This window comes from Mycolicibacterium septicum DSM 44393, from assembly GCF_000455325.1.
In the GTDB taxonomy this organism is placed as follows: Bacteria; Actinomycetota; Actinomycetes; order Mycobacteriales; family Mycobacteriaceae; genus Mycobacterium; species Mycobacterium septicum.
This window is the reverse complement of record NZ_HG322952.1, coordinates 936657-953147: the sequence shown is the minus strand read 5'-3', so window position 1 is coordinate 953147 and position 16491 is coordinate 936657. Positions and strand designations below refer to the sequence as shown.

The 16491-nt window shown below is 64.9% G+C and carries 18 protein-coding genes and 1 pseudogene; 7 read left to right on the top strand and 12 right to left on the bottom strand.

The genetic code is table 11. The features are described 5' to 3' along the window. Positions 1 to 128: 128 nt before the first annotated feature. The gene (locus TX88_RS24690) at positions 129 to 1097 is read left to right on the top strand and encodes an acyl-ACP desaturase (protein WP_044520557.1); all 969 of its coding nucleotides are present in this window, start codon (positions 129 to 131) and stop codon (positions 1095 to 1097) included. 6 nt (positions 1098 to 1103) lie between these two features. Here TX88_RS24690 and TX88_RS24685 read toward each other — a convergent pair whose 3' ends face one another. From TX88_RS24685 to TX88_RS24645, 9 genes are all read right to left on the bottom strand, one after another. Next, a complete protein-coding gene (locus TX88_RS24685; RefSeq protein WP_044521871.1) occupies positions 1104 to 1931 on the bottom strand; it encodes an SDR family NAD(P)-dependent oxidoreductase in 828 nt (275 codons plus the stop codon). 29 nt (positions 1932 to 1960) lie between these two features. Beyond that, positions 1961 to 2389, bottom strand: a complete 429-nt coding sequence (locus tag TX88_RS24680) for a nuclear transport factor 2 family protein (RefSeq protein ID WP_044520555.1) — start codon at positions 2387 to 2389, stop codon at positions 1961 to 1963. A 74-nt stretch (positions 2390 to 2463) separates the two neighbouring features. Further along, positions 2464 to 3597, bottom strand: a complete 1134-nt coding sequence (locus tag TX88_RS24675) for an NDMA-dependent alcohol dehydrogenase (protein ID WP_044520554.1) — start codon at positions 3595 to 3597, stop codon at positions 2464 to 2466. A 92-nt stretch (positions 3598 to 3689) separates the two neighbouring features. After that, positions 3690 to 4229, bottom strand: a complete 540-nt coding sequence (locus TX88_RS24670; RefSeq protein WP_044520552.1) for a nuclear transport factor 2 family protein — start codon at positions 4227 to 4229, stop codon at positions 3690 to 3692. A 2-nt stretch (positions 4230 to 4231) separates the two neighbouring features. Then, positions 4232 to 4438: a ferredoxin Fdx gene (locus TX88_RS24665; RefSeq protein ID WP_044520550.1), complete on the bottom strand. Its 207-nt coding sequence runs from the start codon at positions 4436 to 4438 to the stop codon at positions 4232 to 4234. Between the two features lie 5 nt (positions 4439 to 4443). After that, positions 4444 to 5802, bottom strand: a complete 1359-nt coding sequence (locus TX88_RS24660; RefSeq protein WP_044520548.1) for a lanosterol 14-alpha demethylase — start codon at positions 5800 to 5802, stop codon at positions 4444 to 4446. After that, entirely contained in the window at positions 5799 to 6626 is an 828-nt protein-coding gene (locus TX88_RS24655; RefSeq protein WP_044520547.1) for an SDR family oxidoreductase, read from the bottom strand. The genes TX88_RS24660 and TX88_RS24655 overlap by 4 nt, the downstream gene beginning before the upstream one ends. A gap of 11 nt (positions 6627 to 6637) precedes the next feature. Then, the gene (locus TX88_RS24650) at positions 6638 to 7840 is read right to left on the bottom strand and encodes a cytochrome P450 (protein ID WP_044520546.1); all 1203 of its coding nucleotides are present in this window, start codon (positions 7838 to 7840) and stop codon (positions 6638 to 6640) included. Beyond that, positions 7837 to 8448 (bottom strand): TetR family transcriptional regulator, encoded by a 612-nt coding sequence (locus TX88_RS24645; RefSeq protein WP_044520545.1) that lies wholly within the window; start codon positions 8446 to 8448, stop codon positions 7837 to 7839. Before TX88_RS24645 ends, TX88_RS24650 begins: the two co-directional genes overlap by 4 nt. Before the next feature lie 188 nt (positions 8449 to 8636). Here TX88_RS24645 and TX88_RS24640 point away from each other — a divergent pair, with 188 nt between their 5' ends. Genes TX88_RS24640 through TX88_RS24620 form a run of 5 tightly spaced genes read left to right on the top strand, consistent with a single transcriptional unit; the run spans position 8637 to position 13394 of the window. Next, entirely contained in the window at positions 8637 to 10106 is a 1470-nt protein-coding gene (locus TX88_RS24640) for an aldehyde dehydrogenase (protein WP_044520544.1), read from the top strand. Between the two features lie 19 nt (positions 10107 to 10125). Then, positions 10126 to 10878 (top strand): SDR family oxidoreductase, encoded by a 753-nt coding sequence (locus TX88_RS24635; RefSeq protein WP_044520542.1) that lies wholly within the window; start codon positions 10126 to 10128, stop codon positions 10876 to 10878. Next, positions 10875 to 11723 carry an NAD(P)-dependent oxidoreductase gene (locus TX88_RS24630; RefSeq protein WP_044520541.1) on the top strand — a complete coding sequence of 283 codons (849 nt, stop codon included), beginning with the start codon at positions 10875 to 10877 and terminating at the stop codon, positions 11721 to 11723. Before TX88_RS24635 ends, TX88_RS24630 begins: the two co-directional genes overlap by 4 nt. An 11-nt stretch (positions 11724 to 11734) precedes the next feature. Further along, a complete protein-coding gene (locus TX88_RS24625; RefSeq protein WP_044520537.1) occupies positions 11735 to 12178 on the top strand; it encodes a carboxymuconolactone decarboxylase family protein in 444 nt (147 codons plus the stop codon). Next, the gene (locus TX88_RS24620; protein WP_044520536.1) at positions 12168 to 13394 is read left to right on the top strand and encodes a hypothetical protein; all 1227 of its coding nucleotides are present in this window, start codon (positions 12168 to 12170) and stop codon (positions 13392 to 13394) included. The genes TX88_RS24625 and TX88_RS24620 overlap by 11 nt, the downstream gene beginning before the upstream one ends. 87 nt (positions 13395 to 13481) lie before the next feature. Here the strand turns inward: TX88_RS24620 and TX88_RS24615 are convergent, their stop codons facing one another. Beyond that, positions 13482 to 13940 carry a hypothetical protein gene (locus TX88_RS24615; protein WP_244438604.1) on the bottom strand — a complete coding sequence of 153 codons (459 nt, stop codon included), beginning with the start codon at positions 13938 to 13940 and terminating at the stop codon, positions 13482 to 13484. A 2-nt stretch (positions 13941 to 13942) separates the two neighbouring features. Further along, on the bottom strand, positions 13943 to 15172 hold the full coding sequence (locus TX88_RS24610) for a DUF6973 domain-containing protein (RefSeq protein WP_044520534.1): 1230 nt from the start codon (positions 15170 to 15172) through the stop codon (positions 13943 to 13945). Between the two features lie 140 nt (positions 15173 to 15312). Between TX88_RS24610 and TX88_RS24605 the strand changes: the two genes are divergently transcribed. Further along, a complete protein-coding gene (locus TX88_RS24605) occupies positions 15313 to 16008 on the top strand; it encodes a M15 family metallopeptidase (protein WP_044520533.1) in 696 nt (231 codons plus the stop codon). A gap of 13 nt (positions 16009 to 16021) precedes the next feature. Here TX88_RS24605 and TX88_RS24600 read toward each other — a convergent pair. Beyond that, positions 16022 to 16491 (bottom strand): annotated as a pseudogene (locus TX88_RS24600) (TetR family transcriptional regulator); the annotation flags it as partial.

The following is a 16491-nucleotide window of genomic DNA, read 5'->3' as shown; positions in this document are numbered from 1 at the left end:
CGGGCCGGTCGAGAGTTCGGCGCGGCCTGTGGAGTCGTCGGGACGGCCCATCGTGCTCTATCTTTGCTGGGCGGGGTGGGGGATTTTAGCCAGTCCGATGTGGTTGTACATCGGCTTTAAGGGGATTCATGCAGCAGGAGCTGACCGATGCGGTTTTGCAGGCTGAACTGGAGCAGATAGCCGAGCAAAACCTCAATCGGCATCTGGCCACCACGAAGGATTGGTACCCGCACGACTACATCCCGTGGGACTCCGGCAGCAACTTCGCCGCCGCCGGGGGCCAGGACTGGGATCCTGAGCAATCGCAGCTGAGCGACGTGGCCCGGGCGGCGATGATCACCAACCTGCTGACCGAGGACAACCTGCCCTCGTATCACCGTGAAGCCGCCGGGAGCTTCTCCCAGGACGGTCCCTGGGGAGCCTGGGTCAATCGCTGGACCGCCGAGGAGAACCGGCACGGCATCGCGATCAGGGATTATCTGGTGGTCACCCGCGGTGTCGATCTCGTCGCGCTGGAGCAGGCCCGCATGGAGCACGTGACCAACGGCTTCACGTCCACCGACGAAGAGCGGGCGATGCACAACTCCGAATTCCTGATGTCGGTCGCGTACGTGACCTTCCAGGAGTTGGCCACCCGCGTCAGCCACCGCAACACCGGCAAGGTCTGCGACGACCCGATCGCCGACCGGCTCCTGCAACGCATCGCCGCGGACGAGAACCTGCACATGATCTTCTACCGGAACATGTGCGAGGCCGCCCTCGATCTCTCGCCCGACCAAGCCCTGGACGCTGTCGGCGCCGTCGTCGAGAACTTCCGGATGCCGGGTCAGGGGATGCCGGACTTCCGCCGCAACGGTGTGCTGATGGCCAAGCACGGGATCTACGACCTGCGCCAGCACCTCGAAGAAGTGGTCATGCCGAACCTGCGCAAGTGGCAGATCTTCGAGCGCAACGACTTCAGTGCCGTCGGTGAGGCCCGGCGCGACCAGCTGGCGGCGTTCCTGGAAGACCTGCAGACGAAGGTGGTCAAGTTCGAGGAGCAGCGTGATCGGCTGCTGGCCCGCGAGGCCGCCAAGCGCGAGCGCGCGGCGTCCTGAACCCGGCTATGCCCCGGAGATGGTCTCGTGCAGTTCCTCGACCGTCCACGGCGGCGTGCTGTTGTGGTCGCGGTATCCGATGAAACCGGTTGAGGGCCGGGCGAATTCGCCGATGAACCCGCCCGCTGCGATGAATATGCGCCCGGTGATGTCCCGCGCGGCATCGCTGACCAGGTAAGCGTAAGTCGGGGCGACGTACTCCGGCGGCGCGGCGTCCAGCGCGCCCTGCATGCTGACGTCGTCGAGCAGCCCGCGCCGGTTGAGTTCGCTGATGTGCTGCTCGTAGTCCGATCCGGTGGACAGCCGGGTGCGAGCGCCCGGGCACACCACGTTGGCCCGCACTCCGTGTTCCTTGAGCTCGGCCGCGATGGCCAGGGTCAACCCGTTGACCGCACCCTTGCCGGCCGGGTAGCCGCTGCCGCCGTAATCGCCGAGGAAGGCGAAGGAACTGGTGTTGACGATGGTGCCGCCCCCTTGGGCCACCATCTTCGGTGCGACCGCGCGACAGGTCTCGAACGCCGTGCCCAGATGTGCGTCGAGCAGCTCGTGAAATTCGGCGCTGGTGACATTCAGAATGGATGACCCTGCCGGTTCGGCGGTACCGGCACAGTTGACCAGGATGTCGACCCGGCCGAACTCGGCCACACAGGTGTCGACGAGTGCGTCGGCCACCTTCGGGTCGGCGGGGGAACCGGCATGGGGGACACCGGAAATCCGGTGTGCAGCAGCGTGTGCGGCATCGGGGTCGCGTCCGTTGACCACCACACCCGCACCCTGGGCGGTCAGGAGTTCGGCAACCGCCAGGCCGATGCCGCGGGTGCCGCCGACCACGATCGCGCCGCGGCCGGCAAGCGCTCCGCCGGTCAGTTCTCGTCTTCCTGCGCGAAGACCATGGCTTCCAGGTTCCAGTAGCCGCGCAGGTTGGTGATCAGCCCTTCGGCGTTCACCTTGTAGGTGAAGACGCCACGCACGGTGGCGGTGAACCCGTTGGGAAACTTGGTGCGCAGCACCAGGATGTAGGCGATCTCGTTCGGCGAGCTGGACGGGAACGTTTCCTCGCACGTGACGGTCAGCTCGTTGGGCCCGATGTTGGCGTCGTAGAAGGCGCCGAGGGCTTCCTTGCCGCGAACCCCGGTGCCGTCGGGGTTGGTGACGGCCTCACCGATCGGGTCCTCGACCAGGATGTCATCGGCCATCAGGGCCAGCCAGCCCTCGCGGTCACCGGATTGCACGCATTTCCACGACGACCGCGATGCGACGACGACGGGTGTCTCAGTGGATGTCTCGGTCATGTGTTCCTTTCACACCGAGTTGTGGAGCCGTAGCCGTTCTCGGAACGGCTGCGGCTCCACAAAACGCAGAGTGGCTACCGATCGGCATCCGTGTAGCGGATGACGCCGCGGATGTTGCGACCCTCGAGCATGTCGGCGTAGCCGTCGTTGATCTGCTCGAGCTTGTACTGCCGGGTCACCATGTCGTCCAGGTTCAGCCGGCCGGCCTTGTACATGCTGAGCAGCTGCGGGATGTCGTGGTGCGGGTTGCCGCCGCCGAAGATGGTGCCCTGCAGGCGCTTCTGCAGCAGGGTCAGCATCGACAGGTTGAGCTTCACGTCGTTGCTGGCCATGTTGGCGACCGCGGTGGCCACCACGGTGCCGCCCTTGGCGGTGATGTTCATGTAGTGGTCGATGTCCTCACCCTTGAGCTCACCGACGGTGACGATCGTCTTGTGCGCCATGCGGCCCTGGGTGACCTCGGCGACGCCGGCCATCGCGGAGAAGATGTCCGGGTAGGCGTGGGTGGCACCGAACTTGAGCGCGTTGTCCCGTTTGAACTCAACGGGATCCACCGCGAAGACATTGCGCGCACCGGCGGCCAGCGCACCCTGGAGCGCACCGGTGCCGACACCGCCGACGCCGACGATGACCACGTCATCGCCCGGGCGGACGTCGCCACTGCGCACGGCCGAGCCGTACCCGGTGGTGACACCGCAACCCACGAGGCAGGCCACCTCGAACGGGATCGACGGATCGATCTTCACGACCGAGCTCTTGTGCACCACCATGTACGGGCTGAACGTGCCCAGCAGGGTCATCGGGATGACGGGCTGACCGTTCTTGACGGAGTGGATGCGATGCGTGCCGTCGGAAACCGCGGTGCCGGCCAGCAGGCCCGCACCGAGGTCGCACAGGTTGCGCAGACCTTCCTGACACGCCGGACATTCACCACACGACGGGATGAACGACAGCACGACGTGATCGCCGGGCTGGATGTGGTCGACACCCGGGCCCACCTCGGTCACGATGCCTGCGCCTTCGTGGCCGCCGAGCACCGGGAAACCTGCCATCGGGATGTCGCCGGTCACCAGGTGGTGATCGGAATGGCACATGCCCGAGGCTTCCATCTGAATCTTGACCTCGTCCTTGACGGGGTCACCGATCTCGATCTCCTCGATCGTCCACGGTTGGTTGAACTCCCAGATGAGAGCGCCTTTGGTCTTCATCGCGTGTGCCTTCCACTAGAGCCGTTGACCACAGACTAGAGCCATTAGTTGCGTGGGTCACACCCACCCCCAAGCAACTGCTTGGCCGGGAACTACCAGATCTTGACCGGGGCCTCGCCGAGCGGGTAGTAGCCGGGCAGTTTCTCGCCGGCCAGCGAACGCTCGATGCGCTTCTGCATGGTGGGGGTGAGGTCTCCGGACTCGATGAGCTTCAGGAACGCCTTCTGTACGTGGCCGAAGTCGAAGAAATCCCGCTGCCATTCGATGAGCAGATCGTCGTTGAGCCGGAACCAGCTACCGCCGATGCCGTAGATCTCGTCCTTGCTGCCGTCGCTCTTGTTCGCGATCTGCTTCCAGAACCCGACGATCTCGTTCTGCTTCTCGTCGATCAGGACCCGCTGGTACTCGTAGACCCAGTTCTCCAGGCCTTCCATCTCCAGGCCGAGTGCCACGTCGCGGATCTCGTCGCGGCCGACGCACATCACGTCTTCCTTGGGGCCGATGTTCCAGCCGTAGGTGGCATCTTCGGTGTAGAAGTCGGCCAGCGGCTTCCAGTCACCGGCCTTCTCTGCCTCCTGGTTGGCCTTCAGCCAGCGATCCGACCAGGCTTCCAGTTCTTCTCTTGACGCCATTGTCATTCCTTCTCTGTGATGGATAGAGCGCGGGTGGGACACATATCGACGGCCATCTCCACGGCATCGCGGAGTTCGTCAGGGGGTTCGGAATCGAGGATCTCGACGACGCCGCGCTTGGGCACCCGGAAGACGTCGGGCGCCTCCAGCTCGCACATGGCGTGGCCCTGGCAGAGGTCCTCGTCGAGTTCGACACGGTAGCAACCCATTTGGGTCAGTCCTTTACACGCTTGCGGTAGCAGACCTTGGCGGGCCGGGCCAACTGGACGACCATCTTGGAGTGGTCGTTCTGGTAGGTCTCGGGCGGTTGTGCCATCTCGAACTCGTACTCGCGCAACAGCACCGAGAAGATCGCCTTGATCTGCATCTGGGCGAACGCCGCACCCACGCAGCGGTGCCGGCCCGCGCCGAACGGGATCCAGGTCCACCGGTTGACCAGATCCTCCTGGCGCGGCTTGACGTAGCGGTCGGGGTCGAAGGCGTCCGGGTTGGGGAAGTCCTCGGGGATGCGGTTGGAGATCGCCGGCGAGGCCGCCACCATCTGGCCCTTGTGGATCGGGTAGCCGGCGACCTCGAACTCGTCCTGGGCCACGCGCATCAGGATGATCAGCGGCGGGTGCAGGCGCAGGGTCTCCTTGAGCGCGTTGTCGATGTTCGGAATCTGGCGCAGCGCATGGAAACTCACCTCCTGACCGTCGGCATAGAGCTCGTCGAGCTCGTTCTGGACCTTGGCGTAGAAATCGGGATTGCGCAGCAGTTCGATCAGCGTCCAGCTGGAGGTGCCCGAGCTGGTGTGGTGACCGGCGAACATCAGCGAGATGAACATGCCGGTCACCTCGTTGGCCGAGAAGCGCGGATTGCCCTCCTCGTCCTTGATCGACACCAGGACGTCGAGCAGGTCACGATCGCTCTTGTCGGTGGGCGGATTGGCGATCCGGCCGTTCATGACCTCCTGCACCAACTCGACCAGGTTGGCCCGGGCCTCGTCGCGGATACGGAAGCTCTCGATCGGCAGGTAGGGGTCGACGTAGCAGAGCGGATCGGTCCCGCGCTCGAGCAGGTGGTAGTAGTTCGCGAACCGGGAGTCGAGCTGGTTGCGGAACTTCAGGCCGATCAGGCAGGCCGTCGAGGTGTAGATGGTCAGCTCGGCGAAGAACTCCAGCAGGTCGATCTCTCCGCTGTCGCCCCAGTTCTCGATCATCCGGCGGACCTCGTTCTCGATGGTCGCCGCGTGGCCCTTCATCTGCTCACCGCGCAACGCGGTGTTGTGCAGCATCTCGGCCCGTCGCTCCGGGTCGGCATCGAACACCACGCCCTCACCGAAGATGGGGGTCATGAACGGGTAGGCCTCGGCCTGGTTGAGTTCGCTGTCGGTGGAACGGAAGAAGAACTCGTTGGCCTCCGCGCCGGACAGCAGGATCACCTGCTTGTCGGCGAGCTGGAACCAGCCGGCGTCGCCGCATTCGTTGCGGATCCGCCACATCAACCCGATCGGATCGGTGCGGAACTCCTCGAGGTGGCCGTGCTCCTCCTCGCCACCGGAAACCCGTTGTACTTCCTTGGTTATCGTCACTGCTCCGGCATCCCTTCTTCGCCCAGGGCGAGCTTCTGGCGGTCCTTGACATCGGCCAGCGGAGCCTCGGGCTGGAGTTCCATGTTTGCGATGAAGCCGCCGCGGGGTGTCTCGGCGACAAAGGTGATGGCCCGCGCGAGGTCGTCCGCGCGCAGGAAGTAGTCGTGGCGCGCCTGGCCCCACTTGGCCCAGTCCTCGAGTGCCGGGCCGATCAGCTCGGCCGGCAGGCTCCAGCCCATCGAGGTCTTGGTCGGACCGGGATGCACGATCGACGCGCGCACTCCGGTGCCTTCCAGCTCCATCTGATAGTTGGTCACCATCGCCACCAGAGCGGCCTTGGCGGCGCCGTAGGCGCCCATGTGCGGCCGCTGACGCAGTGCCACATCGGATCCGACGAAGATCAGGTCGCCGCGTTGCCGTTCGATCATCCCGGGTAGCACGGCGGTGGCCACCCGGTTGGCGCCGACCAGGTGGATCTGGATCTGGGACTCGAACTGCTCGGTGCTGATCGAGTCGAGCTTGCCGAAGTAGGTGTCACCGGCGCCGGCCACCAGTACCTCGATCTCGCCGAGTTCGGAGGTGGTCTGCTCGACAGCGGCCTTGACCGAGTCGGGGTCGGTCACGTCCAGGTGCACCGCGATGGCCTCGCCGCCGTTGGCGCGGATCTTCTCCACGATCTCCTGGAGCTTCTCCACCCGGCGGGCACCGAGGGCGACGGGAAACCCGTTGGCGGCGAGCTTGATCGCGGTGGCCTCACCGATGCCTGAGGAGGCACCGGCGACCAGGGCGGGACGACGGTCGGGTAGGGGGGCAAAACGAGGCATGCAGCGGCCTTTCAGCGGAGCTGGACGGTAATCGGAAGGTGAGCGAATCCACGGACACTGCTGGAGTGGACGCGGACGGCGTTGGCCTCGTCCACCTCGTATCCGCGGATTCGCTTGAACAACTCGGTCAATGCCACCCGGGCCTCCATGCGCGCCAGGTGCGCGCCGAGGCAGAAGTGGGCACCACTGCCGAAACTCACCAGTTTGGGACCGATCTCGCGATCGATCCGGTACTCGTCGGGATTCTCGAAGACGCGTTCGTCGCGGTTCGCCGAGCCGATCAGCAGCACCAGCACGTCCCCCGCAGGGACCGTGGTGTCGTAGTACGTCAGGTCCTCGGTGACCAGCCGGGCCAGGATCTGGCTGGAGGCGTCGTAGCGCAGGGTCTCCTCGACCCACGGCACGACCAGGTCGTGGTTGTCGAAGACGCGGGCCAGCTGGGCCGGGTTCTTGTGGCCCCAATATGCGGCGTTGGCAAGCAGTTTGGTGGTGGTCTCGTTGCCTGCGACCACCATCAGGAACAGGAACGCCATGATCTCGTCGTCGGTGAGCCTGTCGCCGTCGATCTCGGCCTCGACAAGTGCCGAGGTCAGATCGTCGGTGAGCCGCTTGCGGCGCTGTTTGACCATGTCGGCGTAGTAGACCAGCAGCTCACCCGAGGCCGCGATGGCCGATTCGGGCACGTCGGCGACGCCGTCCTCGCGGTGCATGACACCGTCGGCCAGCGCGCGGATCCGGATCCGGTCCTCCTCGGGTACACCCATCAGCTCGGAGATGACGTCCATCGGCAGCTTGCCGGCGAAATCGTCGACGTAATCGAATGTCGTGCTCTGCAGCGCCGCGTCCAGATGCTGGTGGGCGATCTCGGTGACCCGGCCCTCCAGTTCGCGGATGCGCCGCGGGGTGAAGCCCTTGGACACCAGCGTGCGCAGCCGCAGGTGGCCGGGATCGTCGAGGGCCAGGAACGACATGACGCGGTGCGCTTCGTCGTTGCGCGAGATCGGGTCGAGGGACACACCGTGCTTGTTGGAGAGTGTGACGCTGTTACGAAAACCCTGCAGCACGTCGCTATGCCGGGACAGCGCCCAGAACTTGAGGTCTTCGTTGTGATAGATCGGGGCCTCGTCGCGCAACCGCTTGTAGTACGGGTACGGATCCTCGTGGAAGTCGTAGTCGTACGGGTCGAAGATCAGCTCGACGGCATTCAAGGTCATTTGTCCTCTCCCAGGACGAGTCCGACCACATAGGTCAATCGGTCGGCGATCTGGTGGTAGGTGAAGGCGCCGCTGCCGGCATTGACCAGCGCGCCGAAGAAGGTCATCTCGAGGGCGGAGACGATGCGGGAATCGGCATCCGGCCCGACGGCCGATCGGATGCGCTTGTGGATCTCGGCGCCGATGCGGTCGCGCACCTTGCGCACCGCCGGGTCGGAGCCGCCGCCGAGCAGGGCTGTGGTGCAGGCGGCCGCCACCTCGGGTTCGTCGGCGACAACCAGGGTCAGCGCACGCAGCGCCTTGTCGACGCGGGTGGTCCTGGAGTCGTTCACGTCGGTGAAGTACGGGCATCGGCTGACCAGATCCAGGTACATCTCGGCGATCAGGTGGTTCTTCGACGAAAAGTACGTGTAGGCCGTGGCAGGTGCGACCCCGGCGCGTGCGGCGACCGCACGCACCGTCAGATCGGCGTAGGAGGACTCCCGCAACATCTCGGTTCCGGCGGTCAGGACCTTGCGGAAGGTCTCTTCCTGCCGGCGGTTGCGCGGGGCCTCCTTGTCTGGCTCCGGAGCTGGTTCTGTGACTGCGGACACCGCATCGCTGGACACATGTCCAAGTTATCCGACGATGTCGAGGTTGAGCAAGTATGGATCGTGAAAGGCCACAATGAACTGCGAATTCTGACGTCGGATGAGGAGTGGTGGGGTGCACCCTTGCGGCTCGACATCGTCTGCGGCTATCGTTCGAGACGAGACAGCCGGACAGTTGTCCAGAATTCGTGAAGTGGAGTTCACCAATGCCGGTACTGGCCGATCGCCAGAGTCAACTGCTTATCGACGGCAAGCTCGTTGCCGGGGGCGGCGGAGTGTTCGAGACCGTCAACCCCGCCACCGAGGAGGTGCTCGGCGTTGCCGCCGACGCCGACGCCGAGGACATGGGCAATGCCATCGAGGCCGCGCGTCGGGCATTTGACGACACCGACTGGTTGACGAACACCGCGCTCCGGGTGCGCTGCCTGCGCCAGCTGCGCGATGCGTTGCGCGAGAACATCGAGGATTTGCGGGAATTGACCATCGCCGAGGTGGGTGCCCCGCGCATGCTCACCGCCGGTGCACAGCTGGAAGGTCCGATCGACGATCTGGCCTACTCGGCCGACACCGCCGAGAACTACGAGTGGACAACCGATCTCGGTTACGCCACCCCGCAGGGCATCCCGACCAACCGCAAGATCGCGCGGGAGGCGGTCGGAGTCGTCGGCGCGATCACCCCGTGGAACTTCCCGCACCAGATCAACCTGGCCAAGGTCGGCCCGGCCCTGGCCGCGGGTAACACGCTGATCCTCAAGCCGGCCCCGGACACCCCGTGGGTGGCCGCGGCTGTCGGCCAGATCATCGCCGAGCAGACCGACTTCCCGGCCGGCGTGATCAACATCGTCACCTCCAACGATCACGCGGTGGGCGCGCTGCTGTCCAAAGACCCTCGGGTGGACATGGTTTCGTTCACGGGTTCGACCGCGACCGGTCGGGCCGTCATGACCGATGCGGCGCTCACGCTCAAGAAGGTGTTCCTTGAGCTGGGTGGCAAGTCGGCCTTCCTGGTGCTCGATGACGCGGACCTGGCCGGGGCTTGCTCGATGGCGGCCTTCACGGTTGCCATGCACGCCGGTCAGGGTTGCGCGATCACCACCCGTCTGGTGGTGCCGCGGGCCCGCTACGACGAGGCAGTGGAAGCTGCGGCCGCCACGTTATCGGGCATCAAGCCCGGCGACCCGAACAGCAAGCGCACGGTGTGCGGCCCGCTGATCTCTGCCCGTCAGCGCGACCGGGTTCAGTCCTACCTGGACCTCGCGCTGCAGGAGGGCGGCCGGTTCGCGTGCGGCGGTGGGCGTCCCGCGGACTTGGACACCGGGTTCTTCATCGAGCCGACGGTGATCGCCGGCCTGGACAACAACGCCCGGGTGTCCCGCGAGGAGATTTTCGGTCCGGTGCTGACCGTCATCGCCCACGACGGCGACGACGACGCCGTGCGGATCGCCAACGACTCGCCGTACGGCCTGTCCGGAACCGTGTTCTCCGGCGACGACGCCCGTGCGCAGGCAGTGGCGGCGCGGATGCGCGTCGGCACCGTCAACGTCAACGGCGGCATCTGGTACTCGGCCGATGCCCCGTTCGGCGGCTACAAGCAGTCCGGAATCGGCCGCGAGATGGGCGTGGCCGGCTTCGAGGAGTACACCGAAATCAAGTGCGTCGCGACGCTCGCGAACTAGAGGACTGAGGAGATTTTCGATGGGACAGTTCGACAACAAGGTGGCCATCGTCACCGGGGCCGGTGGCGGTATCGGCCAGGCCTACGCCGAGGCGCTGGCACGCGAGGGTGCGGCGGTCGTGGTGGCCGACATCAACACCGAAGGTGCGGCGAAGGTCGCCGACGGCATCAAGGGTGAGGGCGGCAACGCGCTCGCGGTGCGGGTCGACGTCTCCGACATCGACTCGGCCAAGGACATGGCGGCGCAGGCCCTTTCGGAGTTCGGCGGCATCGACTACCTGGTCAACAACGCCGCGATCTTCGGTGGGATGAAGCTCGACTTCCTGCTCACCGTCGACTGGGACTACTACAAGAAGTTCATGAGCGTGAACCTCGACGGCGCGCTGGTGTGCACCCGCGCGGTGTACCGCAAGATGGCCAAGCGTGGCGGCGGCGCGATCGTCAACCAGTCCTCGACCGCGGCCTGGCTCTACGCCAACTACTACGGCCTGGCCAAGGTCGGCATCAACGGCCTGACCCAGCAGCTGTCGCGGGAGCTGGGCGGACAGAACATCCGCATCAATGCCATCGCGCCCGGTCCGATCGACACCGAGGCCAACCGCACCACCACCCCGCAGGAGATGGTCGCCGACATCGTCAAGGGAATCCCGTTGTCCCGCATGGGCCAGCCGGAGGACCTGGTCGGCATGTGCCTGTTCCTGTTGAGCGATCAGGCCAAGTGGATCACCGGCCAGATCTTCAACGTCGACGGCGGACAGATCATCCGGTCATGACTCAGCAGCGATACGGCTACATCGGCCTGGGCAACATGGGTGCCCCGATGGCCAAGCGCCTGGCCGAATGGCCGGGCGGGTTCACGGTATTCGATGTGCGTGCCGAATCCATGGAGCCTTTCGCGGAGCTCGGCGCGACACTGGCGGACGACGTCACAGGTGTCGCCGACGCGGACATCATCAGCATCACGGTGCTCAACGACGAGCAGGTGCGTTCGGTGATCGCAGACCTGGCGCCGAAGGTCAAGCCGGACACCGTGATCGTGATCCACTCCACGATCAGCGACACCACCGCGGCCGAACTCGCCGAGCAGTACCGGTCGCAGGGCATCCACATCGTCGACGCACCGGTCAGCGGGGGCGGCGCGGCGGCCGAGAAGGGTGAGCTGGCCATCATGGTCGGCGCCGACCGGCCGGTCTACGAGCGGATCAAGCCGGCGCTCAAGCAGTTCGGCTCGATGGTGATCCACGCCGGCGAGCCGGGTGCCGGCACCCGGATGAAGCTGGCCCGCAACATGCTGACCTTCACGTCCTATGCCGCGGCGTGCGAGGCGATGAAGCTGGCCGAGGCGGCCGGGTTGGACCTGGGCGCGCTGGGCCGGGTGGTGCGTCATACCGATGCGCTGACCAGCGGGCCGGGCGCCATCATCGTCCGCGACAACATGGCCGAGCTGACCCCGGACCACTGGCTCTACGACGCGTTCACCCACACCCGCGGCCTGGGTGAGAAGGACCTGAGCCTCGCCATCGGCCTGGGTGACGTTGTGGGAGTGGACCTTCCGTTGGCTCAGCTGGCCTTGCAGCGGCTCGCTGACGGCCTCGGCGTACCGCACAAGAACGATTAGGAGAACTTTCGATGGACGAGTTGCGCGCCAAGGGCCTGGCCAAGATGAACGAGGTCTACGGCTGGGAGATGCCGAACATCGAGGGTGATCCGTACTTCGATCTCACCGTTGACCACCTGTTCGGCAGCATCTGGACCAAGCCCGGACTGTCGATGCGTGAGAAGCGGCTGATGACGTTGTCCGCGGTGACCGCCGTCGGCTCGCAGGATCTCGCCGAGATCCAGGTGAATGCCGCGCTGCTCAACGGTGAGTTCACCGAGGAAGAGCTCAAGGACATCGCGATCTTCCTCACCCAGTACCTCGGCTTCCCGCTCGGGTCCGGGCTCAACGGAACCGTGTCCAAAGTTGTGGCCAAGCGCCGCAAGGCCGCCGAGAAGGGGCTTGACGAGGACCGGCGCGCCAATGTGAACGCGGCAGTCAAGATGAACACCGGGAGCGAGCTCGATGACAAGTAGGTACGCGTCGCTGACCCATGACGAGCTGGTCAAGCTGGTACCCGAGCTGCTGCTCATGGGTCAGATGATCGACCGGTCCGGGATGGCCTGGTGCATCAGCAATTTCGGCCGTGAAGAGATGCTGCAGATCGCCATCGAGGAGTGGGCGGCGTCCAGCCCGATCTACACCAGGCGGATGCAGAAGGCGCTCAAGTACGAGGGCGTCGACGTCATCACCATCTTCAAGGGCTTGCAGCTCGACATCGGTGCGCCGCCGCAATTCATGGATTTCCGATACACGGTTCACGATCGCTGGCACGGCGAGTTCCATCTCGATCACTGCGGGGCGCTGCTCGACGTCGAGCCGATGGGCGAGGACTACGTGCGCGGCATGTGCCACGACATCGAGGACCCGACCTTCGACGCCACCGCCCTGGCCACCAACCGCAAGTGCCAGGTCCGGCCGATTCACCGGCCGCCCCGGGCGCCGGCGGACCGGCAGCCACACTGCGCGTGGACGGTAATCATCGACGAGTCCTACCCAGAGGTCGACGACATCCCGGCCCTTGATGTGATCGGCCGGACCCGGGCTGCTCAAACGGTTTTGGATCCGATCGATCCCTCCGAAGAGGGTGCTTCGGACTACTCGGGTCCGCTGCTGTCGGATTTCGACTTCGCGGCGTTCTCCCATTCGGCACTGGTCCGGGTGGCCGACGAGGTGTGCCTGCAGATGCATCTGCTGAACTTGTCGTTCATTCTCGCGGTGGGGAAGCGGGCCGGTACCAACACCGAACTGGCCACCGAGATCTGCACAAAGCAGCTGATCGGCGTGGCCGGGCTAGGTGCCGAGCGCATCCACCGGGTTCTCGATCTGCCCGGCGGCATCGAAGGTGCGGTGCGGGTGCTCGAGTTGCATCCGATGTTCAATCCCTCGGAATACGTCGACGCCGAGTTCGGCCCGGACACCGTCTCGGTACGGCGTTCCCCGGCCCACGAAGACGGTTCCTGGGTGGCCCTGACCGGGCCTGCCGAGACTCGGCCGCTGCAGGCCATCGTCGCGGGCGTCGACCGGCACCTGTCTGTCGAGGTCATCGGGTCCGAGGCGGAGTGGACCGCTCGGATTATCGAAACCGAGACGGCAGCAAAGGAATTTGACGAGGTTGCGGTGACCAAGTTCAGCGGCGGTGCGTCGTTCGTGTTCGAACCGCGGAAGTCGTTGCCGTTGACCGTGGTCTGAGTTGTACCGAGCCGACTTTGGCGGTGGGTCTGGGTTTCAACTGTGGTACTGCCTGCGGTACCACAGTTGAAACCCGCACATGTGCTGCTAGCTCGCAGGCACCGTCAGCATGAGAGTTCCACCGCCCGCCGGCTTCAGAACCACATTGGCAGGGAAGGTCACACGGTGGTCTTCAGGGCGGAGAAAATCTGGCGTGATACCAGCGGCTTTGACGGGTTTGTCATTGAGTTCAAAGACCAGCAGGTTGGCCTTGGAATTCAGGAACTTGCTCTTGATAACAGGAGCGCCGACGACCTTCTCGATGTATTCCCGCTCTGAGTATTCGTTGAAGAGGTGAACCTCGTCCCAATCCCAGCTGGTGAAGTCGCTCAGTCTGGCTGACTTGTTCTCGTGCAGCAGGGTTCTCAGTCCGCTGTCGAGTCGTTGATCGTTGTAGTCGATATCCATTGACTGCCTCATTGCTTGCCTGACCAGATCGCAGCTAGTCAGGGAGAAACACAGCAGCAGCACGCTTAGCGTGACGCCTACCGCTGAAAACTTGGCCACAACTAATATCCTCCCGCTGATGTTCCATAGCCTCCCGGCTGACCGGGATCGTAAATTCCACCTGGTCCGGCCCCGGTCGGCGTAGGCGCCTGGCCGGGAATTGTCGACAGGCTAGTTATGCCGGCTTCGCCCTCTTTGACTGTGTTGCTCCAGGCCAACCGCTCACCACCACTGTTCGGCGCCACCACGACGGTATCGCCTTGTCGGACGGCCCGCTCGACATAGTTGGCAAGCTCGGCAGGAGTCGCGTCAGGATGAGCCATTGCGATGTTCCTGCCTACCTCGTTGTTGTAGAGGTCCATGGCTTCGGCTGTGGAGGGATTGTCGGGCAGTCGCTCGTGTGCTGTCGTGAAATCACGGGTCCAGTCCGCGCCGAAGCGCTGAGTCATCAGTGCATTCCAGTAAGCGTGCCGGAATGCATCCGTGTGGTTATCGGCCGTGTCGTTGGGGTGCCGCGGTGGTGGAAATCGGTTGATTGCCTCGCTTTTGGCGGCTTCTGTGACTTGGTCGAGGTCGCGGAGGTCCAATACGGAAAGGCCGTCGAGTATCCGTCCCTCAGTAGCTGTGACCTGGTGCGGTTCGGTGAACATGTTGAACGGCCAACCCGGTTCCCAGTCGAGTTTGCCGTCAGGGTCCTCGTCGACTTGGTACTTGCGTTTGAGCTCGTCGAGTGGATCCACAGGCGGCGGATCACCTTCCGGAAATTCTCCTAGCTTTGCGGGCTTTCCCTCCTTCTCGCCTTCTCCTGCGAGCGCGTCGTATTCCTTGCGGATATCCTCGATGCGTCGACCGATGTCACCCATCTCTCCGGTCGATTGCGTGATGACATCGTTGATCTGGCCGATGCCCTTGCTGGCGAGGATCACCCGCATGATCTCGCCGGTCTTGCCGGGCGGGATCGACGCGTCCATGCTGGTTACCCAACTCTGGGTTTGCTCGAGATTCTGCCGACCGGCGCTGACCACCTCGGCTGCCCGGCTGACTTCAGTGGCCATGCGCTGGTCGAGGTTGGCGAGCTTGCCGTAAACGGCCGCGTGCTCGGCGTTCTTCGCCGCGTAGGCCTGAGAGGCCGTGCCCTGCCATCGTTCGTCGGGCGCTGCGGACTCTATGGTGGATTGCATCTCGCGGAGCCGCGCGCTGCCGTCGAACGTATCGCCTGTCGTCGGAGCGCCCTCACCGAACGTGGTGCGCGCCTGCGACCACGTCGTGTGGAAGGCGTCGAGTGCGCGCACAGCTCACCCCCAGCTGATTCGAGGGCTCAAGTCTAAGTCCCGGCAAACGGTCTCCCGTGCGCCAATTTCCCGTCCACCAGGACCGAATCAACCCCGCACTCACGGCGGATTTCCCCAGCTCTGCGATCTAGAGTGGCTGGGTGGGCATCCCAACGGTCCGCGCATGTGCCCTGGTTGCGGGCTTGTTCGCCTGGAGCATGGCGGGATGTGCCGGTGGTGCGTCGGAATCGGTCACGGCGCCGAGGACCATCGCCACTACGCAGCCCGGTTCGGTGGCGCAGCAACCCGCCCGGGCTCAGTCCGTGGACGCCGCCGCGCTGGGCGCCACCTGGCGGCCGGGATGCCCCGTGCCACCCATCGAGCTCCGCCGAATCACCCTGTCGTATTTCGGTTTTGACGGCCGATCGCACCGCGGTGAGTTGGTGGTGCACCGTGATGCGGTCAACGACGTGATCGCGATCTTCGCGGAGTTGTATTCGGTGCGATTCCCGATCGAGAAGATACGCACGGTGGACAACTATCCGCGCGCCGAGGACGAGCTGTCGATGCAGGACAACAACACTTCGGCCTTCAATTGCCGGCCGCTGCCGAGCGGAGCCTGGTCATTGCACGCCTACGGCCGTGCGGTCGACATCAACCCGTTGATCAACCCGTACATCTCGGCCTCCGGCGACTTGCAGCCCGCCACCGCGCGAGCGTATCTGGACCGCGCCCGCACCGATCAGGGGATGATCCGCGACGGTGACGTGGTGGTGCGGACCTTCGCCGCGCATGGCTGGAAGTGGGGCGGGCACTGGCATGACCCCGTCGACTACCAGCATTTCGAACGACGCTGACGCTCTTGCCGGTCTAGTTCCCGGCCGACGGCCTCGTGGACGCCAGATGTCCGCTCACCACTGCTGAGCCCACCCAGCGTCGCAGATAGCTGCGCAACGCGTCGCCGGTGCGCGGCGGACGCCCCGGGTCGATCACGAAGGACTGGATGATTCGCAGCAGGTGCTCGGCGAGCTCGTCGAGTTCGGTATCGGTGTAGCCGAGGCCGGCCCAATCGACGTCGAACTTGCGCAGCAGGGCGCGGGCAAAATCGACCGCGACATCAGAGGTCACCGACTCGGTGTGTGCATCTGCGCGACCGGGGGCGATCAGCAAACCGATGTGCTTGTCCTCGGGCAGCCACTCCAGCGCGATCGCGATGCCCTCGGCGGCTGCCTCCGCCGGGTCCGTCACCCCCGCGGATGGGCGGCCACCCGGTCCAGGAAGTCGCTGGCCGCGTGTACCGCCGATGCCACCAGCAGGGCGTCGGTGCTGGGGAAATAGCG